Here is a 23,285-nt window from a genome sequence, read left to right as displayed (position 1 = left end):
GGCTGGGAAGGGTTACAGATGCGGTAGCGCTAACGGTTGCGGTAGCGCTAACGGTTCGGTGCCATCCACACCACCGACCCCCCTCAAGTCAAGCCACGTTTTGGTATCGCGCCGCATCTGCCCCGCCGCGCGCGCCACCGCCCACCGGCCTCATACGATGGTCGCATAGGGCAGGGCGCATAGCCGCAATAGGCTCCGATACATGACGCGCGCGCATTTCTTCCTCCGGCTATGGCTGGCCACCTGTCTGGGCCTGGCCGGGATCTGCGCCGCGTGGGCCGATGTCCTGCCGCGTGATGCCATCGCCCCCCACATCCGCGCGCCGATGGAACTGGGTGAACGGCTTAACGACGACGGCGTCTGGCAGCTGCTGAATTCCGGTGGGGCCGAAGCGGGTTATGTCTTTGAAACCGAACCGATGGCGCCGCTGCCGGGGTTTTCGGGCGCGCCCATCAACATGCTCGTGACCCTCGATCTCGATGGCCGCTTTCTCGATGTCCAACTGCTCAGCCACAATGAGCCGATCTTTGTCTCCGGTCTGGGTCAGGCGCCGTTCCACAAGTTCTTCGAGCAATACCGCGGCCATTCCATCACCGACAGCCTCGTCGTCGGCACCCCCTACGGCGACGGCAGCGACGGCAGCGCGCTTGTCTACCTCGACGGCGTGACCAAGGCGACCGCCTCGGTGCGCATCGCCCACGAAAGCCTGCTGGCCGCCGCGCTCAAGGTCGCGCGCGAGAAAATGAGCGGCATCTCCACCGGCCCGCCCGCTTATCCCGATCCCGACGTTGACGAGGATCTTACATGGGACGATCTGGTGGCACAGGGGCTGGTGACCCGCAAAACCGTGCTCAATTCCGAAATGAACGCCGAATTCGCGGGCACCCTGTGGGAAGACGACGACCCAGAGGCCCAAGATTACCCCGACGAGGTCTACCTAGATTTCTACGTCGTCGACATCGGCCCCCCCGCCATCGCCCGCGCCGTGCTCTCCGACGACAGCCTGCAAGAGCTGCGCAACTTCATGGAAATTTCCGACAACGACGAACCGATTCTCGTCATCGAAACGGCGCGGCACGGGCTGGTCACCGACGATTTTATCCGCAACACGGCCCCCGATCTGATCTCCGCCGAACAGGCAGGCTTCCCCGTGGCGCTGCGCGACGCCGACATCTACGTCGAAATGGCCGATGGCGTCCCCGACACGGTCGCCGACGGTACCGCGCTGATCCTGCGCACCGACCGGCGGCTCGGCTTCGATCCCGCCGCCGAATGGACGGTCCAGATCAAGGCGTTGCGCGAACACGGCGTGTTCCAGCCGCAAATCGGCTCGGTCCAGCTGACCGCAACCCATGTGACCGACCAACGCTTTTTCAAACGCCCCGAAGTCTACGTCCCCGCGCCGGCATGGCTCGAAGCGGTCCGCGGCCGACAAGGCGATCTCATCGTGCTGGGGGTGTTTCTCACCGGGCTTCTGGCGCTTCTGGGGCTGCGGCTCAACCGGCTGGCGGGACACCGGCACTTCACACCGATCCGGCTGGGCATTCTGGCCTTCGTGGTGGGGTTCATCGGCTGGTGGGGGCAGGGGCAACTGTCCATCGCCACGCCGCTGGGCGTGGTGCGCACGGCCCTCGACGGCGGCTCCTTCGCCTTCCTGCTCTACGATCCGTTTTCGCTCGCGATCTGGGGCGTGACCCTGCTGGGGTTCGTGCTCTGGGGGCGGGGTCTTTTCTGCGGCTGGCTGTGCCCCTTCGGCGCGCTGCAGGAATTTGCCCACCACATCGGCCGCCTGCTGCGGCTGCCCCAGATCGAGCCTTCCGCCCTCTGGGATGACCGGTTGAAGTGGCTCAAATACATCGTACTTTTCGGGCTGCTGGCGGTGCTGCTGACAGCCCCCGCACGGCTTGACAAGGCGATCGAGGTCGAACCCTTCAAGACCGCCATCACCACCTTCTTCATCCGCGAATGGTACTACGTGGCCTATGCCGTGGGGCTGCTGCTCGCCTCGATGGTGCTTTTCAAGGGCTTTTGCCGCTACGTCTGCCCGCTGGGGGCGGTCATGGCCATCGGCGGGCTGATCCGCACCCGCAAATGGATCGACCGGCGCGACGCCTGCGGCAGCCCATGCCAGCTGTGCAAGGTCAAATGCGCTTACGGCGCGATCAAACAGACCGGCGAAATCCAGTATTCGGAATGTTTCCAATGCCTTGACTGCGTGACAATCCACGATGACGCGGACAAATGCGTGCCTCTGATCATCGCGGCGCGGCGGGACCGGCGCCTGCAAGGGATGGCCGCGCAATGATGTTGACCCGCCGCCGCTTCCTGACCATTACCGCCGCCGCGCTCGCAGCACCCGCCGCGGGGCACGCGCAGCACTGGCACGGGCGCGCGTTCGGCGCCGATGTCGCGATCACGCTCACCGGACCTGCGCCGATGGCCGCGCCCGCACTGGCCGCCGCCCGCGCACGGCTGCGCGCGGTCGAGGCGGCGTTCAACCTCTACGATTCTGGCTCCGATCTGCGCCGCCTCAACGCCACCGGCCAGCTCGATGCCCCCGGTCCGCTCTTTGGTGCCCTTATGGACCACGCAGACCGGATGCACCGCGCCACGGACGGGCACTTCGACCCCACGGTCCAACCGCTGTGGCAGGCCATCGCACAGGGGGCCGATACCGCGGCCGCCCGAAGGGCCATCGGCTGGCACAGGGTCGTGCACCGCGCCGACCGGATCACGCTGGGGCGTGGACAGGCGCTCACCTTCAACGGCATCGCACAGGGGTTCGCCACCGATCTGGTCACGCAAACCCTGCAGGCGCACGGGTTGACGAACTGCCTCGTCAACATGGGCGAACACCGCGCCACGGGTGGTCCCTACCGGCTGGGGCTGCACGATCCGCTGCAGGGCAGCATGGGCCACCGGACCCTCACGGACCGTGCCATCGCCACCTCTAGCCCCGCGGCCACACCACTGGGCCCGCAGGGCCATATCCTGCACGCCCGCGCCACCCCGCACTGGTCCACGGTCAGCGTCGAAGCCGACACCGCCACCGTGGCAGATGCCGCCTCGACCGCATTTGTGCTGATGCAAAGACCCGCCATCGCGCGCGCCGCGGCGGCACTGGGCCTGCACCGGGTCACGCTGATCGACACACAGGGCGATCTGGCGACACTCTGACACGCCGCTTCATCTTGCCGGAAAAACTCCGGGGGGCCGGACCGCAGGTCAGGCGGGGCAGCGCCCCTCCCGCAGTCTCATCCGCGCCGGAACCAGCCCTTTTTCTTGGGTGCGTCGGCGTCTTCCTCTTCCCCCTCCACAGGCGCGCCAACGGCGTCCTGGAAGTTGGTGAAAAACTGGTCAGCCATCTTCTTGGCAAAACCGTCGATGATGCGGCTGCCCAACTGGGCCAGCTTGCCACCGACCTTGGCCTCCACGTCATAGTGCAGAATGGTCTGCGCCCCGTCGGCCTCCAGCCGCACATCGGCACCGCCCTTGGCAAAACCGGCCGCGCCGCCCTTGCCCTCGCCGCTGATGGTCAGGCTCTCGGGGGCGGTCATGTCGGACAGCTGTACCGCGCCCTTGAAGGTGGCCTTCACGGGGCCGACCTTCTGGACCACGGTGGCCTCGAACCCTTCTTCGGGCGACCCACTCATGTCCTGGCACCCGGGCACACATTCCTTCAACACTTCCGGGCTCAGAAGGGCGGCATAGACCGTCTCGCGGTCGGCATTGATCGTCTTGGTGTCGCTCAGTTTCATGTCGCACTCCTCATTATCTTTCAGGGGGCTGGTGGGTCAGACCGTATTGCGCATAGATGGCCGCGATCCGACCGTCCTGCAAGGCGGCATAGACCGCGTCATCCACCGCATAGGCCAGCGGCCTGTAGCGAAAATTCACCGCGAGCCCGAGGGTCCAGCGGCTCACCGCAAAACCGGCCAGAGGCGGCTGGTGCACCTCGAGGCCCGGGCGCAATCCGTACTCCAGCTGGCCCAGCGGGCCCATCGCCGCCTTGACCTCGCCCGTCGCCAGCGCCGCCATCGCGGCCTGCATGTCGTCGAACCGGCTGACCTTGCCCGCCAGTTGTCCGCCCGCGAACCCTGACAGATAGAAATCCGAAATGCTGTCGTTCTCCACGGACACCGGGTCGAACCGGAAATAGGCGGGCACCGGTTTCTCGTCCGCATAGACCGCCGCGTCAAAGGCAATCCCCACGCTTTCGGCGGCATATTGGCCGGTAAAAACCACCTGCTCCACACGGCACTTGAAGGCGCTGTCATAAGGCACGCGCATCATCACGTTCGACACGCGCCCGCCGATGATCGGACCTTTCCAGACGTTGTTGCGCAGATCGGCCTCTAGCTTTTCGGCTGCGGCGACAAAGTTGAACCGCGCCTCCACACCCAGATCCGCGGCAATCAGCCGGGCAATCTCGACATCGACACCGCGGGGCTGGCCTGCCTGCTCGAAACTATAGGGCGGATAATCCTCGTAGACGGCAAACAGCATGTGACCGCGCTCGATGATCTGGTCCAGCTCCTGGCCCACGATGTCACGGCTCACGTTCTGGGGCCGGTCCTGTGGCACGTAATCGGCGCAGGGGTCCGCCGCCCGCACGGGCGCGCCCAGGGCGATCAGCCCCGCCGCAAGGGCGGGGATCAGGCAGGTGGCAAGGCGCATCTCAATTCGCAGCGGACAGACCGATCGTCAGGGTTTCGGCCGCAGTCTTATATCCCGCGGGCGTCCCGTCAATGACCCGCGCGGCGCGGTAGGCCACGCTGTCGGCCACCGGAGCCCCCGACAGGGTTTCGATGCCGCCCGCAATCTCGCTGAGCCGCGCCTTCAGCGCATCGGGGTCCGCCCCGTCCGCCCCGTCGGCATAGCCCTCCAACTGATCGCGCAGGTCCTTCAACTCGCCCGACACTTCGTCCATCATGTCGCCATCGGGCCGCGTCTCGATATAGGTGCGGATGGCCCAGGCGGCATCCTGACCCAACAGCTCTCCGAAGGCGGGCATCTTGGTGGTGCCGTTCTGGGTGTATCCGGTGCGGAACCGCTCCACATACCACTCGTCGCCGTATTCCTCGGCCTCCAGATACCGCAGATCGGGGGCCAACCCGCCCGAGACGACCTCGAGCCCGTGGCACCGCGCGCAGTTCTGGTTGTAGCCAGATGCACCGATCTCGATGGCCTTTTGCCACACGTCCTCGCCCGCCGTCTCCGCCCGGTAGGGGTTCTCGATCAGCCACTCCTCGCCGGTCTGCGGCAATCCGGCGGTATCGACAGCCTGTGGCGCCACATCCCCGTGGGCGTGCACCAATGTGGCCGCGGCAAAACTCGCCGCGAAAAGGGTCCAAAAACGGGTGGGCGTGCTCATGTCTGTTCTCCTCGGGACAGGCGTGCAATCATTGAAACCATGTCTATCAGGGCAGGGGGCTTGCGGTATTGGACTTTGGTTGCGGTTGGGCACGATGCCCCCCCGATCAGCCCCGACCATGGTCGTATTCGAACGGGGGCGGCCCTCACGCTAGGCTTGCCCGAACAAGGGAGTACACGATGCGCAAAGCGTCACTTGCGGGGCTCATTCTGGCGGCTTGGGCGCAGATCGCGACCGCCGAAACCACGCTGCAGATCGGGTATCTGAAAGTCGTCGAACCGGCACCCCCGACACTGTCCAACCTCGATCCCGTGCCCGAAGACCGCGGGCTGGCAGGCGCGCGGCTGGGGCTGGCCGACAACAACACGACCGGCAAGTTTCTGGGCCAGTCCTACACGCTGATCGAAACGCAGATCGACGCGGGCGATGATCACGTCGCCGCCGCCCGCGACCTGCTGGCGCAAACGCCATATCTTCTGCTCGATGCTACCGCACCGGTGCAACTGGCCATCGCCGATCTGCCCGAAGCGGCACAGGCGCTGCTGTTCAACACGTCCGCCGGTGACACGGCGCTGCGCAACGGCGACTGCCGCGCGAACCTTCTGCACACGCTGCCCTCGGTGGCCATGCGCACCGACGCGCTGGCGCAGGTGTTTGTGCAAAAACGCTGGTCGGACATCGTGATGATCACCGGCACCTATCCCGCCGATCTGGCCTATGCCGCGGCGATCAAGACGTCGCTGCGCAAATTTGGGCTGAAACTGTCGGGCGAAAAAACATGGGCCTTTGACGCGGACATGCGGCGCAACGCGGCGCAGGAAGTGCCGCTTTTCACACAGGACTTCGGCGATTACGACGCGCTTGTCGTGGCCGATGAAGTCGACGATTTCGGCCGCTACATTCTTTATAACACGTGGAACGCACGGCCCGTCACCGGCTCCGAAGGGCTGTCGGCGCTCACATGGTCACCGGTGATCGAACAATGGGGCGCCGCCCAACTGCAAAGCCGCTTCAACGATCAATCGGCCCGCCCGATGCGCCCACAGGACTATGCCGCATGGGCCGCCGTGCGCACCCTGGGCGAAGCGGTCACGCGCACCAACGCCGCCGATTCCGACACGCTGCGCGACTATATCCTGTCGGACGCCTTTGAACTGGCCGGGTTCAAGGGCCGCCCGTTGACCTTCCGCGACTGGAACGGTCAGCTGCGCCAACCCATCGCCGTGGCGCACCCCCGTGCGCTGGTCGCGCAGGCGCCGCTCGACGGGTTCCTGCACCAGACCAACGAACTTGACACACTGGGTCTCGACCGGCCCGAAAGCACCTGCGAGGCCTACAAATGATCCGCACCGCCCTTGCCCTGACGACCCTGCTGACCAGCCCGGTGGCTGCCGGTGAAATCTGGGTCACCAACGAAAAGGACGACACCGTCAGCGTCATCGACACCGACACGCTCGAGGTCATCAAAACCTACGAGACCGGTGAAAGGCCCCGCGGCATCACCTTTTCCAAGGACTACAGCCGCGTCTATATCTGCGCCTCCGACAGCGACGCGGTGCAGGTGATGGACCCCGAAACCGGCAAGATCCTGCATGATCTGCCCTCGGGCGAAGACCCTGAACAATTCGTGCTGCACCCCGACGACATCCACCTGTTCATCGCCAACGAAGACGACGCCATCACCACCGTGGTCAACACCCAGACCCGCAAGGTCGTGGCCCAGATCGACGTGGGCGTCGAACCCGAAGGCATGGCCGTGTCGCCCGACGGCAAGATCGCGATCACCACCTCCGAGACGACGAACATGGCGCATTGGATCGACACCGCGACCAACGAACTCTTTGCCAACACGCTGGTCGACAGCCGCCCGCGCCACGCCGAATTTGCCAAGGACGGCACGCAGATGTGGGTCAGCTCCGAAATCGGCGGCACGCTCACGGTGTTCAACGTCGCCGATCAGGCCGAACTGGCGAAAATCACGTTCGAAGTGCAGGGCGTGCACCCCGACCGCGTGCAGCCCGTCGGTTTCGAATTCACCCCCGGTGACACGCACGCCTTCGTCGCGCTGGGCCCCTCGAACCACGTGGCGGTCGTCAACGCCGACACCTACGAGGTCGAAGACTACATCCTCGTGGGCCGCCGCGTCTGGCACATGGCCTTCAACGAGGACCGCAGCCAGCTGTACACCACCAACGGGGTCTCCGGCGATGTGACCGTCATCGATGTGGCATCGCGCAAGGCGGTCAAGTCGATCAAGGTCGGGCGTTTTCCGTGGGGGGCCGCCCTGCGCCCGTAACCGGATCGTATGCACAGCCTGTGTACGTCCGGTGCACAGTGTGTGACACTCAAATTCTACAGGAGTTTCCATGTTCAAATCCCTCATCCTCATCGCGTCGCTTGCCGCGGCACCGGCCGTCGCCGACGGTCACGGCTTCGGCGCGGCCGGCGTCCTGTCGGGCAAAAACAAGCAAGACCTGCCGCCCCTGATCCTTTCCGCAGGCGAGCCGATCTCGGACGCGCCCTGGACCCTGAAATCGGGCACCTATTACGAGTTCGAAATTCAAGGTGACGGCAGTCAGGAGCTGGCACTCGTCGGCCCCGAATTCTTCCGCGCCATCTGGATCGACGAGATCGTCGTGGAGGGTCTGGAAATCCGGCCCCTCGGGCTCGACAGTGTTGAATTCGACGAGGCCGGAGAAATGGAAATCGGCTTTCTCGCGATCAAGCCGGGGCGCTACTACATGAAGATACCCGGCTCCACCGGTGAAACACAACGCATTGAAATCACTATTGAATGACCGGATTGCGCGTTTCTGACCTGTCTTATTCCTATGGGCCGAAACGCGCGCTCGACGGGGTCAGCTTCGATGTGGAGGCGGGCCGCTTCTGCGCTCTTCTTGGCCCGAACGGGGCGGGCAAATCGACGCTTTTCAACCTGCTGACACGGCTGCTCGTGGCGCCTGCGGGCCGCATCGAAATCGGTGGGCAGGATCTGTCCGAAACCCCCCGCGCGGCACTGGCGCAACTGGGTATCGTGTTCCAGCAATCCACCCTGGATCTGGACCTGAGCGTACGGCAGAACCTGCGCTATTTCGCGGCCTTGCACGGGATGTCGGGTAAGGCTGCGGGCGCCGCGATTGACGCCGCGCTCGACCGGCTCGACATGCGTGCGCGCGCCGACGAACCCGCCCGCACCCTCAACGGCGGCCACCGCCGCCGCACCGAAATCGCCCGCGCCCTCCTGCACCGCCCCCGGGTGCTGCTGCTCGACGAACCCACGGTCGGTCTGGACGCCGCAGCCCGACACGGAATTACCAAGCACGTTCATGGGCTTAGCGACGATGGCATCAGCGTGCTCTGGGCCACGCACCTGACCGACGAAGTCTACCCCGATGACCGTCTTGTGATCCTGCACAGGGCGCAAATACGCGCCGATGGCATTGCCCGCGACATCGCGGCCGATCTGCCGTTGCAGGACCGTTTCCTGACCCTGACACAGGCCCCTGCATGACCGCCTATCTGACCTCCGCACGCGCCATCATCTGGCGCGAAGCGCTGCGGTTCGTGCACCAGCGTGAACGCTTTGTCGCAGCGCTTGTCCGGCCGCTCGTGTGGTTGCTGGTTTTCGCCGCAGGTTTCCGCGCAGCACTCGGGGTCAGCATCATCCCGCCCTATCAGACCTACATCACCTACGAGACCTACATCGTGCCCGGGTTGTGCGGAATGATCCTTCTTTTCAACGGGATGCAGTCGTCTCTCAGTCTGATCTACGACCGTGAAATGGGCTCCATGAAGCTGCTGCTTACCGCGCCGCTGCCGCGGTGGTGGTTGTTGCTGTGCAAGCTTCTGGGCTCCACTGCCATCTCGATCCTGCAGGTCTATGCCTTTCTCGCCATCGCGGCGGCCTTCGGCATCACCATGCCGGCGCTGGGCTATGTCGCGGCTTTGCCCGCGCTTGTCGTCACGGGGCTCATGCTGGGCGCGCTCGGGATGTTGTTGTCGAGCCTGATCAAGCAGTTGGAGAACTTCGCGGGCGTGATGAACTTCGTGATCTTCCCGATGTTTTTTCTGTCTTCGGCGCTCTATCCCCTGTGGAAAATGGCCGGAAGCTCCGAGCTTTTGTACACCATCTGCGCGGTCAACCCGTTCACCCACGGGGTCGAACTTATCCGCTTCGCGCTCTACGGCCAGACCAATTTTGCAGCACTTGCCTGGACGGTGCTGGCGGCCGGGGTTTTCACTGCTCTTGCCCTGTGGGGCTATGATCCGGCGCGCGGCCGTATCGGGCGGCGCTAGGCGGCCTACGACCATGGCGGCAGTGCTGTGTCGCCCGGTTCATGCTATGTTAACCGCTATGAGACATCTTCTGCCTTTCATCCTATCCGCCGCGACCGTTGCAAATGCCGAAGACCCGGCCCAGTTCGGCACGCTGAACCCCGATGAAATGACCTGGGGTCGACAGATGGAGGATATTGCGCGCGGCAAAACGTCGATGACGCTGTGCGCCAGCGGATACATGATGACCAAATCGGGCGACCACGAAAACGCGCGCAAGATTTTCGAGGCCTGCGCGCGGGACGGATACACCGGCGCGATGACGTGGATGGGGCAGCTCGACAACAACGGGCTGGGGGGTGACTACAACCCAGACGCGGCCGCGCAATGGGACAAACGGGCGGCCGATGCCGGTGATCCGGTGGGGCAGTTCAACTACGGCGTCGATCTGATGCGCGGCCACGGTGTGGCCCGCGACGAAGCGCTTGGCCGACAGTATGTAGATGCGGCGGCAAAGGCCGGTCTGAAAGTCGCGCAACGTCTGCAGGGTGCGGGCTACGATCTGGATGAAATCACGCCGGACGCGGACAACTGGAAATACGCGCCTCTTTTCTAAATCCTATTCGATGATCAGGCGGGGCAACCAATGGCTCTCTGGGTCGCTGGACAAAATATCCTGTGCGCGCAGGGGGCGAAGATTGCCCGCCGCAGGGGGCGCAGACAGCAGATCCATGTCCATCTCATGTAGCGTTCCGTGCCACGCATCGCCCTGCTGCACGATGCGGTAATAGACACCGTTCCACATGTTTATGCCGTATTCGCGGGCGCCCTTCCACACGAACAGAAAGTCGTATTCGAGGTCTGTCAGATCGGCGCTGATGTCGCGCCGGATGTCATAGGGATAGGGGACGTGACACCAGTTCTTGGACGGCCCTTCGAGACATTTGAAAGGACGCATCGACAGGAAATGGTTGGCAAAAACCGTGTCGTTCATCTCGACCGCGTAGGTGCCGTCGGGCGCGAGATCCAGCGTCGCAATCGCGATGCGGTTGCCCTCGGCATCTTCGAGATTGACGGTCTTCGTTTGCTCTGCAGCTGCCGCAAAACCGATCGCGCCGACGGCAATCGCGCCCAAGATCACACGCATCGCGCACCCTCCCTTTTGCCTGCGAATCTACCTGTTTCGGCGCGTTTGGCGCAGTGCGACTTTGGTGTCGGTGCGTGCCACGGGGTCTTACGACCATTGTTCAATAGCCGCGCTGCGACTTTAGGCGCATCGTTTACGCAGTGGCCCGAACGCGCCAGGATCAGGTGCGACAGGCCGATACCCATGGGAGGAACAGAATGAACAGATTAGTCATGGCCGCCGCGGCATCCCTGCTGCTGACCGGCGCTGCCACAGCCGAAATCACCGAAGCCGATCTGGCGGGCGACACCGCATCCGTCGGGAACGTTCTGACCAACGGCATGGGCCGCCACCTGCAGCGGTACTCGCCGCTGGAAACGCTCAACAAGGACAACGTCAAGAACCTCGTACCCGCATGGGCCTTCAGCCTTGGCGGAGAAAAACAGCGCGGTCAGGAAACCCAGCCGCTGGTGTCCGAAGGCGTGATGTACATCACCGGATCCTATAGCCGCTTGTATGCCATCGACGTGAAAACCGGCGAAGAGATCTGGCAATACGATGCGCGTCTGCCCGAAGGCATCCTGCCCTGCTGTGACGTGGTCAATCGCGGTGCCGCCATCTATGGCGACAACATTTATTTCGGCACGCTTGATGCGCGGATCGTGGCGCTCAACAAGGACACCGGCGACGTCGTCTGGAACAAGAAGATCGCGGATTACAAGGCCGGCTACAGCTATACCGCCGCGCCGCTGATCGTGAACGGGCTGGTCGTGACCGGCAATTCCGGTGGTGAATTCGGCATTGTCGGCGCCGTGCAGGCGCGCGATGCGGAGACCGGTGAGCTGGTCTGGAACCGGCCGGTGATCGAGGGCCACATGGGTCAACTCAACGGCGAAGACAGCACCATGACCGGTACGCTGAACGCGACGTGGCCCGGCGACATGTGGAAAACGGGCGGTGGTGCCACGTGGCTGGGCGGATCCTATGACGCCGATACCGACACGCTGGTCTTTGGCACCGGCAACCCCGCACCATGGAACAGCCACCTGCGCAACGCAGGCACCCCGACGGACGGCAACGCGGGCGACAACTTGTATGCCGCGTCCCGTCTGGGCATCGATCCGGCAACCGGCGAAATCAAGTGGCACTTCCAGACGACCCCCCGCGAAGGGTGGGACTATGACGGCGTGAACGAAGTCGTCGCCTACACGGACCGCGAAGGCAACAAGCGCTTTGCCACGGCCGACCGGAACGGTTTCTTCTACGTGCTCAACCGCGAAGATGGCGCGTTCGTCTCGGCCGTGCCGTTCGTCAAGGACATCACATGGGCCAGCGGCATCGACGACACGGGGCGCCCGATCTTTATCGAGGAAAACCGGCCCGGCGATCCTGCCGAAGCCGCTGATGGCAAGAAAGGCTCCGTCGTCTTTTCGTCGCCCGGCTTCTTGGGAGGCAAGAACTGGATGCCCATGGCGCACAGTCCCAAGACCGGTCTGTTCTACGTGCCTTCCAACGAATGGGGCATGGACATCTGGAACGAGCCGATCACCTACAAAAAGGGCGCGGCCTATCTTGGTTCGGGTTTCACGATCAAACCCAACTACGAAGACCACATCGGCAGCCTCAAGGCGATCGACCCCGACACCGGCGAGCTGAAGTGGGAGTACAAGAACGACGCGCCGCTCTGGGGTGGCGTGATGAGCACCGCGGGGGGGCTGGTCTTTACCGGAACGCCCGAGGGCAAGTTCATCGCCTTTGACGACGAAACCGGCGAAGAGCTCTGGTCCTTCCAGACCGGCTCCGGCATCGTGGGCCAGCCGATCACCTGGGAACAGGACGGTGAGCAATATGTCACCGTGATCTCCGGCTGGGGCGGCGCGGTGCCGCTGTGGGGCGGCGAAGTGGCCAAGAAGGTCAACTACCTCAACCAGGGTGGTATGCTGTGGACATTCCGTCTGCCCGAACAGCTAGCCTCCGCCAACTGATCTCGCGATCTCTCTGGATCATCACAGCGCGCTCCGGTCTGGCCGGGGCGCGTTTTGCTTTTGCGCTATCGGCGCCCCTGCCGTGCGGCTAAGACTATTTGGCAACAGACATCTTTTGGCTCCCATCCTAAGCTGATCCCATGACACCGCATGAATTCCCTCCCGCCGAAAACCCGCAGACCGACGCGGGCGCACCGTGGGCATTGATCGTCGACGATCACCCCCTGTTCTGCGACGCGCTGGAGCTGACGCTGCGGTCAGTGGCGGATTATGCGGTGGTTCGCACAGCCAACTGTCTCGAAGCCGCACTCGAGACATTGCAGGGATTGCCGGACCCCGATCTTGTCCTTCTCGATCTCAATCTGCCGGACGTCAGCGGGCTGGACGGTCTGATGCGCCTGAAACGGGCGGCAGAAAGCACCAAGGTAATTGTTGTGTCGTCCATGACGGACAACGCCATCATCAGCGGCGCGATCAGCATCGGGGCATCGGGTTTCGTGCCCAAGCACAGCCGCCGATCCGTGTTCAAAGAGGCGCTCGACGATATCGGCGCGGGCCGGGTCTTTACGCCGGACGGCTATGTCGCAGGCGCAGCCGAAGCGGCGCACGACGACAGGCTGTCACGCCTGTCCTCGTTGACCAACCAGCAGGCGCGCATCCTCAATCTGATCTGTGAGGGCAAGCTGAACAAGCAGATTGCCTTTGACCTTTCGATTGCCGAAACCACCGTCAAGGCGCATGTCACGGCCATCATGCGCAAACTCGGTGTCCAAAGCCGCACGCAGGCCGTTTTGGTCGCGCATGAAGCGCGGTTTTCAGAATCCTTGCCAAACGACGACTAGCGGGCCTATCCTTCCTTCAGGGAGAACTCAGCCAGCATGTTTGAAGGTCAGCCAGCTTCAGCAGCAGGGCAGGCGTTGTGTCGGGGCCAAGTGGCTTGGGATGCGGACGATGCCATTGCGGATTTACACACTCAGATCGCGACCGAGCCTTTGGCGCTGGTCGCATTGTTCATTCCGGCGCGTGCCGATTTTGCAGCACTTGTTGCCCGTGCATCCGAAGTCTTCGGAGCAATCGATGTCGTGGCCTGCACCACCGCCGGTGAAATCGGGGCCGGGGGGTACGAGGACGGCGTGATCATCGCCACCGGGTTTCCGGCGGCACATTTTGCGTCCACCTCCATTCTGATCGAAGAGCTTGACGACGGAAACACACAGAGCGTTCTGGACCGCATCGCCGTCGACACGGCGGTGTTGCGGGACGCCAACAGTACCAAGCGGCAGGCATTCGGCTTTCTGGTCATCGACGGGCTGTCCCTGCGCGAGGATACGCTGACCGCGGCCATTGCGCCGGCGTTGCGCAACATTCCCCTGTTTGGCGGATCCGCCGGAGATGGCACTGAATTTGCCCGCACGCTGGTCGCGCTGAACGGGCGGGTGTGCGAAAATGCAGCGGTGCTCAGCGTGGTGTTGACGGATCACCAGACGCGTGTGTTCAGCATTGACCACCTCGTGCCGACCGACACCCAGATGGTCGTGACCGAAGCGGACCCCGACCGCCGCGTGGTCAAGGAAATCAACGCCGAACCGGCCGCCCGCGAATACGCCCGTCTGGTGGGCAAGGACCCCGAACAGCTGGACCAGTTTACCTTTGCCTCGCATCCAGTCGTTGTGCGCATCGGGTCCACCCACCACGTGCGCGCCATCCAGCGGATCAACGAAGTGGGCGAACTGGTGTTCTTTTCCGCCATCGACGAAGGCATGGTTCTGACGCTTGCCGAACCGCAGCACATGGCCAACCACCTCGAGACGAGCCTTGCCGAACTGGCCCAGGACGGTGCGCCCAGCGACATCATGGGGTGCGATTGCCTGCTGCGACGGCTAGAGGCAGAGCAGACACAGCAGACGCGACAGCTGAGCAAGGTGCTACGCAAGCACAAGGTTGTGGGGTTTTCGACCTACGGCGAACAGATCGGCCCGCTGCACGTCAACCACACGATGACCGGTGTTGCGATCTATCCCGCGTGCACCACGGACCGCGATGTCGCTGATTAATCCAAACGACACGCTGGAGCGGCAAAACGAAAAGCTGCTCGCCATCAGCCGCGCGTTGATGCGCAAGGTGGAGCAAAAGACCGAACAGTCCGGCATTGCCTATGCCCAATTCGAACGCGCGGCACTGCTCGAGGTGCAGGTGCAGGAACGCACCATCGATCTGGAGCGGACGCTTGATCTGTTGCAGGAATCCAACGCCCAGCTCGAACGCGCCAACCGCGAAACCGAAACCGCCCGCGAAAACCTGACCGAGGCGATCGAGACCATCAACGAAGGCTTTGCGCTGTTTGATCCCGACGATCAGCTGGTGCTTTTCAACAGCCGCTTTTGCCGCGATTTGCGCGATGTTGCCACGACCCTGCGCGCGGGGCTGTCGTTTGGCGACTACGTTGACCTGATTTCCAACAGCCGTTTTCTGTCTCTGCCCGAAGGCACGCAGCGGGCCGAATGGGCACGTCGCCGCACGGACCGGCACCGCGACGATCACGTGGTATTCAACGTGGCCCTCAGCCATGACCGGTGGCTACAGGTCAGCGAACACCGCACCGCGCGGGGTGGAACGGTCATCCTGCAAACGGATGTGACGGCGATCATCCGGCTGGAGCGGCAGGAACGCGACCGTATGCGCGATCAGCAGTCGCGTATCTTGCAGGCGACGCTGGACCATCTGAACCAGGGGGTCTGTATCTTTGACGCCGATCTCAACCTCGTCGGCTGGAACAGGCGGATCGACCGGTTGCTGGACCTGCCCCCGCAGGCAATGGCGGTGGGGCGCGGGTTTGGCGTGTTGCTCGAACGGCTGCGCGATCAGCTGACGTTTTCCGAAAGTTTCGATGCGGAGCGGTTGATCGGATGGGCGAACTATGTCGAAGGCCGCCCGCCCATCGCATTCGAAGTGACCCGCGCAGGCCAGCAAACGCTCAGCATCTTTGGTCAGGAAATGCCCGACCGCGGCTTTGTCATCAGCTTTACCGATGTCACCGCCGAGCGGATGGCCGCCAAGGCGCTCAGCGATGTGAATGTCATGCTGGAAGCACGCGTCGATGACCGCACCCGCGAATTGGGCGATGCGCTGAGCGAGGCGGAGCGCGCCAACGCATCGAAATCGCGGTTCTTTGCGGCAGCGAGCCACGATCTGCTGCAACCGCTGTCGGCGGCCAAACTCTTTGTGTCGTCGCTGTCCGACCAGCTGCACCAGACCGAGCATCTGGGCGTTCTGGACAAGGCCGAAACCGCGCTGGCCAGCGTCGAGCAGATCATCGAGGCATTGCTGGATATCTCCAAGCTGGACGCGGCAAAGCCGAGCTTCGACATCCAGTCGGTCAGCCTGCGCGCCATTCTTGACCCGTTGCGCGATGAATTGACGCCCGTGGCCAAGGCCAAGGGGCTGGATTTGCAGATCGTCGATTGCGGCCTGACGGTGCGCAGCGATGCGGGATACCTGCGGCGGGTGGCCCAGAACCTGATCAGCAACGCCGTTCGCTATACCGATGATGGCAAGATCCGCGTGGGCGTGCGCCGTCGCGGCGGAGTGGCCCGTCTCGAAATATGGGACACCGGCCGCGGCATTGCCAAAGAGGATCAAAGCAGCATCTTTCAGGAATTCAAAAGGCTCGATCAGGCCGATGCGCAGCTTGGGCTGGGTCTGGGTCTCGCCATTGTGGAGCGGGCCTGCAAGAGCCTTGATCACCCGCTGTCGCTGTGCTCGGAGCAGGGACGGGGCAGTTGCTTTGCGGTCGAATTGCCGATCGTGCGCGATGCCGCGCCGACCGATTACGCCCGCCCCCGCAGATCGGGCAGCGAAACCTTGGTGGTGCCGGGTCTGATTGTGCTGCTGGTGGAGAACGATGCGCAACTGGCGCGGGCGATGTCGATGATGATGGAGCGCTGGGGCGCTGACGTGATCTATGCGCAATCGGCCGATGATGCGCTGGAGCTACTGGGGGATATTGATCTACGGCCCGACGCGCTGCTGCTGGATTATCAGCTGGGCAGCGGTATGAACGGCGCCGAGCTCTATACCCAGATTTGCGATCGCTACGGAGATGTGCCGGCGCGGCTTGTATCTGCGGACCGTGGCAATGCGCTGCGGCAAACCTGCGCGCAACTGGGACTGGGGCAGATGACCAAACCCATCGACCGCAAGGAGCTGTTGGACTTCCTGAACTCGGTCGACCGCTAGGGGCTGACGCGGTAGGTCAGTTCCGCCTCTGCGTCTTCGGCAAATCCATCGGCCATCGCCTGCATTTTGCCGTGCAGGGGGGATTTGATGCAAACCGGATCGGTCGCGGCCGCATCTCCGGCGATTGCCATCGCCTGACAGCGACAGCCACCGAAATCCAGTGTCTTGCGCTCACACGAGCGGCACGGTTCCTGCATCCAGTCATCGCCGCGGTACGCGTTGAAGGCCGCACCGTTCTGCCAGATATCGGCAAGCGGCCTGTCCGCGACATTGTCAAAGCTCAGATGCGGTATGGTCTGGGCCGCGTGACAGGGCAGAACCATACCGTCCGGCGTGATATTGAGCCCTGTGGTCCCCCAGCCCCCCATGCAGCGTTTGGGGTAATCGCTGTGATAATCGGCCGGAACATAGTCGATGACCATCACCCCCTTGAGGCGCTTGCGGGCATCGTCGACAATGCGGCTTGCCTCCTCGGCCTGTGCGCGGGTCGGCATCAGGGCCGCGCGGTTCAGCATGGCCCACCCGTGAAACTGCACGACCGCGACCTCCATGCGCCGCGCCTTGAGCTGCACAGCCATATCGATTGCATCGGGAAGCTGGTGGAGGTTCTTGCGGTGCAACACGGCATTGAGTGTCAGCGGAAAGCCCGCATCGACGATCCATTGCGCGGCCTGCATCTTGCGATCAAATCCGCCGCGGTATCCGCCGATCATATCGGCCATCTGCGCGTTGGTGCCCTGCAACGACAGCTGCACGTGATCGAGCCCGGCGGCGTCGAGTTCGGACAGGCGCCGTTCGGTCAGCCCGATCGCCGAAGTGATGAGATTGGTGTAAAGCCCCGCACCGCGCGCGGCGCGGACCAGATCGACCAGATCGCGGCGCGATGCAGGCTCGCCGCCCGACAGGTGCAGTTGCAGCACGCCCAGCTTGGCGGCTTCGTCGAATACCCGTGCCCATGTATCCGTGGACATCTCACTGTCCTTGCGCGCCATTTCGACGGGATTGGAGCAATAGGGACAGCTGAGCGGGCAGCGGTAGGTCAGCTCGGCCAGCATGGCGATGGGAGGTTTTGGCATCATAACGTCAGATCCAGAATGCGCCGGTCGGCCAGCCCGCGAACGAAATCACCGACGTCACCGGATATCTGCTCCGGCGTTGCGTCGTATTGCGCGGCCAGTTGCGACACGATCTTGCGCAGGCTGCTGGTGCCGTCGATTTGCGTCAGGATCGCGTGGCCGATCGGGTCGAGCGTGATGGTCCGTTCGGGGGCCAGCAGGACCCAGATGCCGCGCACCGTGTCGTGGTGTAGCCGCACGCCCCGCGGGATGACCGGCACCGCTTCGGCGTCGATCGCCATCACGCCACGTCCCGGATGAGATGCGTGCCCGGCTGCCACGCGCCGGGTGGAATGGCCGCGGGCGTGACGTAAGCGGCGTGCAAGGCGTCCAGCTGGGCCCAGAGAACGTCGGTTTTGAAGATAAGCGCCTGCGCGGCTGCTTCCTGTTTTTCGGCCGTATCGGCGTGGTCCAGCACCCATTTCAGACCGAACGCCACATCCTTTGGCGCTTCTTTCAGGCGGTTCTGGAAATAACTCAGGCTGCTGTCGTCGGCGAAGTCGTAGTTGGCCAGCAGCCCCTCTATCCGCGCGGCGTGTATCTTGGGGGCAAAAAGCTCAGTCAGGGAGGCCGCGACCGCTTCCAACAGGGACTTGTCGCGCACAAAGCGGACATAGGCATCGACGGCAAACCGTGTCGCGGGCAACAGGCCCGCTTTGCTGGCGACGTAATCGCGGTCCAGACCCACGGCATCCGCCAGTCTCAGCCATCGGGCGATGCCACCTTCGTTGGTATCGGTGCCGTCGTGGTCCTCGATGCGCGACCGCCACGCGCGGCGCAGCGCGGGATCGTCCACGCGGCTCATGAAGGCCGCGTCTTTCATCGGAATGCTGGCCTGATAATAGAAGCGGTTTATGACCCATGCCTGCACCTGCGCGGGCGTGCAGCCACCCGAGTGCAGCAAGTGGTGGAAAGGGTGTTTGTCGTGATAGCGTTCGGCTCCAATCTGGCGCAGGCGGGCTTCGAAATCGGCGCGGGATGCGGGGGCAGGGGGCATCAGATCTCCAGTTCCAGTCCGTCGGTCGCGATGGTCCAGCCCGCGTCCTGTGCGTGCTGACGCTCGTCCGAAGATGGTCGCAAAACGGGGTTGGTGTTGTTCATATGGACAAAAACCTTGCGCGCGACATCGATCGTCTCGAACGCGGCCATCGATCCGCCCGGCCCGGACATCGACATATGGCCCATCCGCTGCCCCGTTTTCTGGCTTAGCCCTTCGGTGATCATTTCGTCGTCTCGCCAGAGCGTGCCATCGAAGAACACGGCGTCGGCCCCTGACAGGCGGTCCGCCAGATCGGGCTTCATCAGGGCGCAACCGGGAATGTAAAAGGCGGATTTACCGTTTGTTTGCAGGTGGACCCCAACGGTCTGTTCGCCCTCAAGATCGGTCTGGACCTCTTTGCCCTCCAGATACAACGGCACTTTTCCCGGCACCGCAAAGAGGGTCGCGGTGAGGTCGGGAGCAAGCGTGAACGGCGTGTCCAGCGTGATGACGCTGCGCTTGACCAGATCGTGGTTGAGCGCGTTGAAGATCGGGTTATCCCCCAGAACCTGGTGGATTTCACCCGTCGCAAAAAGAGTGAAGGGCTGCTGTTCGCGCAAGATCAGCAATCCGGCAACATGGTCGATGTCGCCGTTTGTCACCAACACCGAATGCAGCGGCAAACTGCGTGGGCCGGTGGGATGCAGCGCGGGCGTGCGTGCCATTTGTTCGCGGATATCGGGGGAGGCGTTGAGGATCGCCCAGTCCCGCCCGTTGCCTGTAAAGGCCACAGACGATTGCGTCTGCGCCGGGATGTCACCGGCGCGGGCAAGGTTGCAATTCATGCAACCGCAGTTCCATTGTGGCAGACCACCACCGGCAGCCGCCCCAAGCACTTGCGCACGGAAACTCATCGGACCCTCCGTGCGCCAGGTTTTCAGAACAGGACGCCGCCGCCGTCGTCTTCGCGGTCACCGTCAGGGCCGTACATGTTGATTTCCATGCCGCATTCGATTTCGCGGATGATGGGTTTCGTCCAAGCCATGGTGTTCCTCCCGAAAATAGCTCATGCCCCCTGACCTTCGTTCAAACGCCAGACAGAGTCTATGATACTATGGTAGGGGAGCGGGAATTTACCGAAGCGGCGGTGAGATTTTCACCGCTTCATGGGTGCTCAGACTTTGCTGGGCGGCCATGCCGATCGCCACGGCCCACGCGCCGTCCTCCAGCGTGACCTCTACCTCTCCGCGGCCTCGAACGACCTGCAAGAACCGCTCGTGCTGATAGAAGGTGGAGCCGTTGTGGTCGCCCGCCTCCAGCAACTGCGGATCAACCGGAATTTCAACGCGGCGTGGCGGTTCGCCCGTGCGCGGGCTGATCAGCAAGTGTGGCGTTGGTGGCAGACCGCGTTCTTGCGACCAGAACCGCGTCGGCCCCGGCACGTAGCTTTCGATCTTCCCGTGCGGCCCGACCGCGTGCACCACTTCCTGATACTCCGACCCTTCGGCGAACATCGACAGTTCGAGCATCGCCCGCGCACCGTTGGCAAAGTCAACAATCACGTAGGCGTTGTCGAGAATGTCAGGGGTGTGCCCGTCGTAGGTTTCATCGAGGTGATTTACGTCCTGCCCGCCGGAGGCCATCACCCGTACGGGATCCGACTGCACGATCAGGCGCATCAGGTCAAAGAAATGGCAGCACTTTTCGACGAGCGTGCCGCCTGTCTTGCTGTTGAAACGGTTCCAGTCGCCGACTTTTTCCAGAAACGGGAAGCGGTGTTCGCGGATCGTCAACATCTTGATCCCGCCGGTTTCCAGCGCCGCCTGTTTGATCAGCGCCGCAATCGGCGGCATGTACCGGTATTCCATCGCCACCCAGATGGGCGCCCCGTAGGTATCGCGCAAACGCGCGATCCGGGCGGTATCGGCAGCGTCGGTATAGAGCGGCTTTTCGCACAGGATCGGCAAGCTGACCGCGGCTGCGATCTGCTCAAGCTGTTCGGCGTGACAGAAATTGGGGCTGGTGATGACAAGCGCGTCGAGCCCGGTGAAACGCACCAACGCATCGAGGCTGTCCACGAAAATGGCGCCCGGTGCGAGGTCGCGGGCAATCGCGGCCATACCGGCGTCGGGCTCGAAGATAGCGGTGACGGCGGTGTCGGGCAGCAGGTTGATATTCTTGATGTGCTCCTGGCCCATCATGCCGCAGCCGATCATGCCGTAGTGGGTGGTCATTTGGGTCGTTCCTATTTCAGTCGGGATACGTAAGCGGCGATGTCTGCGTCGATCCACGTGCGGGAGTATTCGAAGGGCTGTGTGTTCTGGTCGTAGGCCACGCGCTCGACAAAGGGCACCGGTGACTGTGCGTCGGGGCCAAAACGGTGCAAGGTCCAGTCGGGGACATGGCCCAATCCGATGGTGTCTGTGGCGCGGCTCACCAGAATTCCCAGATCGTGTTGATAAAAGTAGTAGAGCGATTCGGAGACCGCCTGCGCATCTATCGCCCCACTGCGATCCGCGTCGATGAATATCTCTTCCAGCGCGGCGGCCTTGCCATCGAGAAACCTCAGACGCCTGAACCTGTGCGCCATGGCAGAAGATCCGAATTGCGGCGCACCTGCGGGTTTGCGAACGTGGTCGATTGCCAGTATTTCAGCCGTGGGCAATCCGCCCCCGCCGCGCAGTTCGAGCCGCAGCAGCGCATAGACGGAGCGCGCACCGTCGGCATGGCGGATATAGTTGCCCGACCCCTGCCTGCGTTCGACATGCCCCTGTTCGACCAGCACATCCAGCGCTTTGCGCAGGGTGCCCACCGCCACTTGATATTCTTCGGCCATCGCCCTTTCGGTGGGCAATTTGTCCCCGTCCAGCAGCCGGCCGGACGCAATGTTGCGGGCGACGACTTCGGCGATCTGGATGTAGGCCGGCAGCTTGTCGCGGGCAGGCGGGGCGGGGTGCATCGGAAAAATTGATCCACTATTGATTTAGGTCAAATTGCATGATTAACCTGTTCCAATCAAGCACGAAAGTAGTCCCATGAGCATCGTTCCCATCACCTCTGCCGATCTGGATGCCGCTGAAGTTTCGTGGTTTTCCGCGCTGTGTTCGGATGATTACCAGTATCTCGGTGTGCCCGATGGTGCGCTGCGGTCAAGCTGGGATCATTGCTCCGAGATCGTGAAGCGGTCGGAGGCAAACGGGTTTCGCAACATCCTGTGTCCCTCGTCCTATCAGGTGGGGCAGGATACGCTGTCTTTCGTGGCGGGTTGTGCGCCGATCACGGACAAGATCAACCTGCTGGCGGCCGTGCGCTGTGGCGAAATGCAACCCATCATGCTGGCGCGCACCATTGCAACGCTGGATCACATGCTGGAGGGGCGGCTGACGATCAACATCATTTCCTCCGATTTTCCGGGGCAGAAGGAACCGTCACCCTACCGCTACCGCCGGTCGCGCGAGGTGGTCGAGATCTTGCGGCAGGCCTGGACGCGCGATGAAATCAATTTCGAGGGCGATATTTACAATTTTCAGGGTCTGACCACCGATCCGGTCAAGCCGTACCAGCAAAACGGCGGCCCGCTGATGTATTTCGGCGGCTACAGCCCCGATGCCGTCGACCTGTGCGCCGAGCATTGCGACGTCTATTTGATGTGGCCCGAAACCAAGGATGAGCTGGCCGGGCGCATGAAGACCGTGGCGGCCAAGGCCGAGGAATACGGCCGCACGCTGGACTACGGGCTGCGGGTGCACATGATCGTGCGCGATACCGAAGCCGAGGCGCGGGAATACGCCCGGGAACTGGTGTCCAAGCTGGACGACGGGCAGGGCGATGCGATCCGCAACCGCGCGCTGGACGCGGGATCGCTGGGCGTGTCGAAACAGGCCCGCAACCGTGAACTGGCGGATATGGACGGCTTTATCGAGCCGCACCTGTGGACCGGCGTGGGGCGGGCGCGGTCGGGCTGTGGGGCGGCATTGGTCGGCTCTGCCGATCAGGTGCTGAGCGAAATTGAAAATTACAAGAAAATGGGGATGCGGTCGTTTATCTTCTCGGGGTATCCGCATCTGGACGAATGTGATTATGTCGGCAAACTGGTGCTGCCAGAGCTCAAGACATGTTCATTGCCCCACGCATATGGCCGCGTCCCGGCCAGCACACCTGCAACACCTCTCGGAACCGGAGAACGCCGCTAATG

General features: G+C 63.1%; 24 protein-coding genes. 13 read left to right on the top strand and 11 right to left on the bottom strand.

From position 1 onward, the window contains the following. The first annotated feature begins 202 nt into the window (after positions 1–202). Together K3756_RS14655 and K3756_RS14650 are read left to right on the top strand one after the other, a co-directional pair. Positions 203–2,305, top strand: a complete 2,103-nt coding sequence (locus K3756_RS14655) for a 4Fe-4S binding protein (RefSeq protein ID WP_259988658.1) — start codon at positions 203–205, stop codon at positions 2,303–2,305. Beyond that, positions 2,302–3,177: an FAD:protein FMN transferase gene (locus K3756_RS14650; protein ID WP_259988656.1), complete on the top strand. Its 876-nt coding sequence runs from the start codon at positions 2,302–2,304 to the stop codon at positions 3,175–3,177. Before K3756_RS14655 ends, K3756_RS14650 begins: the two co-directional genes overlap by 4 nt. 77 nt (positions 3,178–3,254) lie before the next feature. On the opposite strand, the gene K3756_RS14645 is transcribed toward K3756_RS14650, so the two are convergent. Genes K3756_RS14645 through pedF form a run of 3 tightly spaced genes read right to left on the bottom strand, consistent with a single transcriptional unit; the run spans position 3,255 to position 5,374 of the window. Next, the gene (locus K3756_RS14645) at positions 3,255–3,758 is read right to left on the bottom strand and encodes a CoxG family protein (protein ID WP_259988654.1); all 504 of its coding nucleotides are present in this window, start codon (positions 3,756–3,758) and stop codon (positions 3,255–3,257) included. Positions 3,759–3,771: 13 nt separating this feature from the next. Then, positions 3,772–4,677, bottom strand: a complete 906-nt coding sequence (locus tag K3756_RS14640; protein ID WP_259988652.1) for an ABC transporter substrate-binding protein — start codon at positions 4,675–4,677, stop codon at positions 3,772–3,774. A 1-nt stretch (position 4,678) separates the two neighbouring features. Next, complete coding sequence (gene pedF / locus K3756_RS14635; RefSeq protein WP_259988650.1) at positions 4,679–5,374, bottom strand: cytochrome c-550 PedF; 696 nt, start codon at positions 5,372–5,374, stop codon at positions 4,679–4,681. Between the two features lie 179 nt (positions 5,375–5,553). Between pedF and K3756_RS14630 the strand changes: the two genes are divergently transcribed. The 6 genes from K3756_RS14630 (at position 5,554) to K3756_RS14605 (ending at position 10,265) form a co-directional block, all read left to right on the top strand. Next, on the top strand, positions 5,554–6,717 hold the full coding sequence (locus K3756_RS14630; RefSeq protein WP_259988648.1) for an ABC transporter substrate-binding protein: 1,164 nt from the start codon (positions 5,554–5,556) through the stop codon (positions 6,715–6,717). Continuing rightward, positions 6,714–7,670, top strand: a complete 957-nt coding sequence (locus tag K3756_RS14625) for a YVTN family beta-propeller repeat protein (RefSeq protein ID WP_259988646.1) — start codon at positions 6,714–6,716, stop codon at positions 7,668–7,670. Before K3756_RS14630 ends, K3756_RS14625 begins: the two co-directional genes overlap by 4 nt. Before the next feature lie 70 nt (positions 7,671–7,740). Next, positions 7,741–8,172, top strand: a complete 432-nt coding sequence (locus tag K3756_RS14620) for a hypothetical protein (protein WP_259988644.1) — start codon at positions 7,741–7,743, stop codon at positions 8,170–8,172. Further along, positions 8,169–8,885 carry an ABC transporter ATP-binding protein gene (locus tag K3756_RS14615; RefSeq protein ID WP_259988642.1) on the top strand — a complete coding sequence of 239 codons (717 nt, stop codon included), beginning with the start codon at positions 8,169–8,171 and terminating at the stop codon, positions 8,883–8,885. The genes K3756_RS14620 and K3756_RS14615 overlap by 4 nt, the downstream gene beginning before the upstream one ends. Continuing rightward, positions 8,882–9,670, top strand: a complete 789-nt coding sequence (locus K3756_RS14610) for an ABC transporter permease (protein WP_259988640.1) — start codon at positions 8,882–8,884, stop codon at positions 9,668–9,670. The genes K3756_RS14615 and K3756_RS14610 overlap by 4 nt, the downstream gene beginning before the upstream one ends. Positions 9,671–9,728: 58 nt before the next feature. Beyond that, on the top strand, positions 9,729–10,265 hold the full coding sequence (locus tag K3756_RS14605; RefSeq protein WP_259988638.1) for a tetratricopeptide repeat protein: 537 nt from the start codon (positions 9,729–9,731) through the stop codon (positions 10,263–10,265). A 3-nt stretch (positions 10,266–10,268) separates the two neighbouring features. On the opposite strand, the gene K3756_RS14600 is transcribed toward K3756_RS14605, so the two are convergent. Next, the gene (locus K3756_RS14600) at positions 10,269–10,796 is read right to left on the bottom strand and encodes a hypothetical protein (RefSeq protein WP_259988636.1); all 528 of its coding nucleotides are present in this window, start codon (positions 10,794–10,796) and stop codon (positions 10,269–10,271) included. A 197-nt stretch (positions 10,797–10,993) separates the two neighbouring features. Between K3756_RS14600 and K3756_RS14595 the strand changes: the two genes are divergently transcribed. The 4 genes from K3756_RS14595 to K3756_RS14580 all read left to right on the top strand — a co-directional run bounded on the left by K3756_RS14595 (position 10,994) and on the right by K3756_RS14580 (position 16,996). Then, positions 10,994–12,760: a PQQ-dependent methanol/ethanol family dehydrogenase gene (locus K3756_RS14595; RefSeq protein ID WP_259988634.1), complete on the top strand. Its 1,767-nt coding sequence runs from the start codon at positions 10,994–10,996 to the stop codon at positions 12,758–12,760. Positions 12,761–12,900: 140 nt separating this feature from the next. Further along, entirely contained in the window at positions 12,901–13,602 is a 702-nt protein-coding gene (locus K3756_RS14590) for a response regulator transcription factor (protein WP_259988632.1), read from the top strand. Between the two features lie 90 nt (positions 13,603–13,692). Beyond that, positions 13,693–14,814, top strand: coding sequence for an FIST N-terminal domain-containing protein (locus tag K3756_RS14585; protein WP_259988630.1), 1,122 nt, complete (start codon positions 13,693–13,695; stop codon positions 14,812–14,814). After that, entirely contained in the window at positions 14,801–16,996 is a 2,196-nt protein-coding gene (locus tag K3756_RS14580; protein WP_259988628.1) for a PAS-domain containing protein, read from the top strand. The genes K3756_RS14585 and K3756_RS14580 overlap by 14 nt, the downstream gene beginning before the upstream one ends. On the opposite strand, the gene pqqE is transcribed toward K3756_RS14580, so the two are convergent. From pqqE to K3756_RS14545, 7 genes are all read right to left on the bottom strand, one after another. Further along, a complete protein-coding gene (pqqE, locus tag K3756_RS14575; protein WP_259988626.1) occupies positions 16,993–18,075 on the bottom strand; it encodes a pyrroloquinoline quinone biosynthesis protein PqqE in 1,083 nt (360 codons plus the stop codon). The genes K3756_RS14580 and pqqE overlap by 4 nt on opposite strands. Then, complete coding sequence (gene pqqD / locus K3756_RS14570; protein WP_259988624.1) at positions 18,072–18,353, bottom strand: pyrroloquinoline quinone biosynthesis peptide chaperone PqqD; 282 nt, start codon at positions 18,351–18,353, stop codon at positions 18,072–18,074. Before pqqD ends, pqqE begins: the two co-directional genes overlap by 4 nt. Then, a complete protein-coding gene (gene pqqC / locus K3756_RS14565; protein WP_259988622.1) occupies positions 18,353–19,108 on the bottom strand; it encodes a pyrroloquinoline-quinone synthase PqqC in 756 nt (251 codons plus the stop codon). The genes pqqD and pqqC overlap by 1 nt, the downstream gene beginning before the upstream one ends. After that, positions 19,108–20,004 (bottom strand): pyrroloquinoline quinone biosynthesis protein PqqB, encoded by an 897-nt coding sequence (gene pqqB, locus K3756_RS14560; protein WP_259988620.1) that lies wholly within the window; start codon positions 20,002–20,004, stop codon positions 19,108–19,110. Before pqqB ends, pqqC begins: the two co-directional genes overlap by 1 nt. Positions 20,005–20,027: 23 nt before the next feature. Continuing rightward, positions 20,028–20,135 (bottom strand): pyrroloquinoline quinone precursor peptide PqqA, encoded by a 108-nt coding sequence (gene pqqA, locus K3756_RS14555; protein ID WP_259988618.1) that lies wholly within the window; start codon positions 20,133–20,135, stop codon positions 20,028–20,030. Between the two features lie 88 nt (positions 20,136–20,223). After that, entirely contained in the window at positions 20,224–21,324 is a 1,101-nt protein-coding gene (locus K3756_RS14550) for a Gfo/Idh/MocA family protein (RefSeq protein WP_259988616.1), read from the bottom strand. Between the two features lie 11 nt (positions 21,325–21,335). Next, positions 21,336–22,049: a GntR family transcriptional regulator gene (locus tag K3756_RS14545; protein ID WP_259988614.1), complete on the bottom strand. Its 714-nt coding sequence runs from the start codon at positions 22,047–22,049 to the stop codon at positions 21,336–21,338. Between the two features lie 76 nt (positions 22,050–22,125). Between K3756_RS14545 and K3756_RS14540 the strand changes: the two genes are divergently transcribed. Beyond that, positions 22,126–23,283: an LLM class flavin-dependent oxidoreductase gene (locus K3756_RS14540; RefSeq protein ID WP_259988612.1), complete on the top strand. Its 1,158-nt coding sequence runs from the start codon at positions 22,126–22,128 to the stop codon at positions 23,281–23,283. Positions 23,284–23,285 lie beyond the last annotated feature (2 nt).

It is taken from the genome of Sulfitobacter sp. S190 (assembly GCF_025141935.1).
In the GTDB taxonomy this organism is placed as follows: Bacteria; Pseudomonadota; Alphaproteobacteria; order Rhodobacterales; family Rhodobacteraceae; genus Sulfitobacter.
The sequence above is the reverse complement of the archived record's forward strand: the minus strand, read 5'-3'. Positions and strand labels throughout refer to the sequence as shown.

Excerpts from the sequence above, each read along its gene's own strand:
- K3756_RS14655 (WP_259988658.1), top strand. The coding sequence starts at position 203 with ATGACGCGCGCGCATTTCTTCCTCCGGCTATGGCTGGCCACCTGTCTG.
- K3756_RS14650 (WP_259988656.1), top strand. The coding sequence starts at position 2,302 with ATGATGTTGACCCGCCGCCGCTTCCTGACCATTACCGCCGCCGCGCTC.
- K3756_RS14645 (WP_259988654.1), bottom strand. The coding sequence starts at position 3,758 with ATGAAACTGAGCGACACCAAGACGATCAATGCCGACCGCGAGACGGTC.
- K3756_RS14640 (WP_259988652.1), bottom strand. The coding sequence starts at position 4,677 with ATGCGCCTTGCCACCTGCCTGATCCCCGCCCTTGCGGCGGGGCTGATC.
- pedF (WP_259988650.1), bottom strand. The coding sequence starts at position 5,374 with ATGAGCACGCCCACCCGTTTTTGGACCCTTTTCGCGGCGAGTTTTGCC.
- K3756_RS14630 (WP_259988648.1), top strand. The coding sequence starts at position 5,554 with ATGCGCAAAGCGTCACTTGCGGGGCTCATTCTGGCGGCTTGGGCGCAG.
- K3756_RS14625 (WP_259988646.1), top strand. The coding sequence starts at position 6,714 with ATGATCCGCACCGCCCTTGCCCTGACGACCCTGCTGACCAGCCCGGTG.
- K3756_RS14620 (WP_259988644.1), top strand. The coding sequence starts at position 7,741 with ATGTTCAAATCCCTCATCCTCATCGCGTCGCTTGCCGCGGCACCGGCC.
- K3756_RS14615 (WP_259988642.1), top strand. The coding sequence starts at position 8,169 with ATGACCGGATTGCGCGTTTCTGACCTGTCTTATTCCTATGGGCCGAAA.
- K3756_RS14610 (WP_259988640.1), top strand. The coding sequence starts at position 8,882 with ATGACCGCCTATCTGACCTCCGCACGCGCCATCATCTGGCGCGAAGCG.
- K3756_RS14605 (WP_259988638.1), top strand. The coding sequence starts at position 9,729 with ATGAGACATCTTCTGCCTTTCATCCTATCCGCCGCGACCGTTGCAAAT.
- K3756_RS14600 (WP_259988636.1), bottom strand. The coding sequence starts at position 10,796 with ATGCGTGTGATCTTGGGCGCGATTGCCGTCGGCGCGATCGGTTTTGCG.
- K3756_RS14595 (WP_259988634.1), top strand. The coding sequence starts at position 10,994 with ATGAACAGATTAGTCATGGCCGCCGCGGCATCCCTGCTGCTGACCGGC.
- K3756_RS14590 (WP_259988632.1), top strand. The coding sequence starts at position 12,901 with ATGACACCGCATGAATTCCCTCCCGCCGAAAACCCGCAGACCGACGCG.
- K3756_RS14580 (WP_259988628.1), top strand. The coding sequence starts at position 14,801 with ATGTCGCTGATTAATCCAAACGACACGCTGGAGCGGCAAAACGAAAAG.
- pqqE (WP_259988626.1), bottom strand. The coding sequence starts at position 18,075 with ATGATGCCAAAACCTCCCATCGCCATGCTGGCCGAGCTGACCTACCGC.
- pqqD (WP_259988624.1), bottom strand. The coding sequence starts at position 18,353 with ATGGCGATCGACGCCGAAGCGGTGCCGGTCATCCCGCGGGGCGTGCGG.
- pqqC (WP_259988622.1), bottom strand. The coding sequence starts at position 19,108 with ATGCCCCCTGCCCCCGCATCCCGCGCCGATTTCGAAGCCCGCCTGCGC.
- pqqB (WP_259988620.1), bottom strand. The coding sequence starts at position 20,004 with ATGAGTTTCCGTGCGCAAGTGCTTGGGGCGGCTGCCGGTGGTGGTCTG.
- pqqA (WP_259988618.1), bottom strand. The coding sequence starts at position 20,135 with ATGGCTTGGACGAAACCCATCATCCGCGAAATCGAATGCGGCATGGAA.
- K3756_RS14550 (WP_259988616.1), bottom strand. The coding sequence starts at position 21,324 with ATGACCACCCACTACGGCATGATCGGCTGCGGCATGATGGGCCAGGAG.
- K3756_RS14545 (WP_259988614.1), bottom strand. The coding sequence starts at position 22,049 with ATGCACCCCGCCCCGCCTGCCCGCGACAAGCTGCCGGCCTACATCCAG.
- K3756_RS14540 (WP_259988612.1), top strand. The coding sequence starts at position 22,126 with ATGAGCATCGTTCCCATCACCTCTGCCGATCTGGATGCCGCTGAAGTT.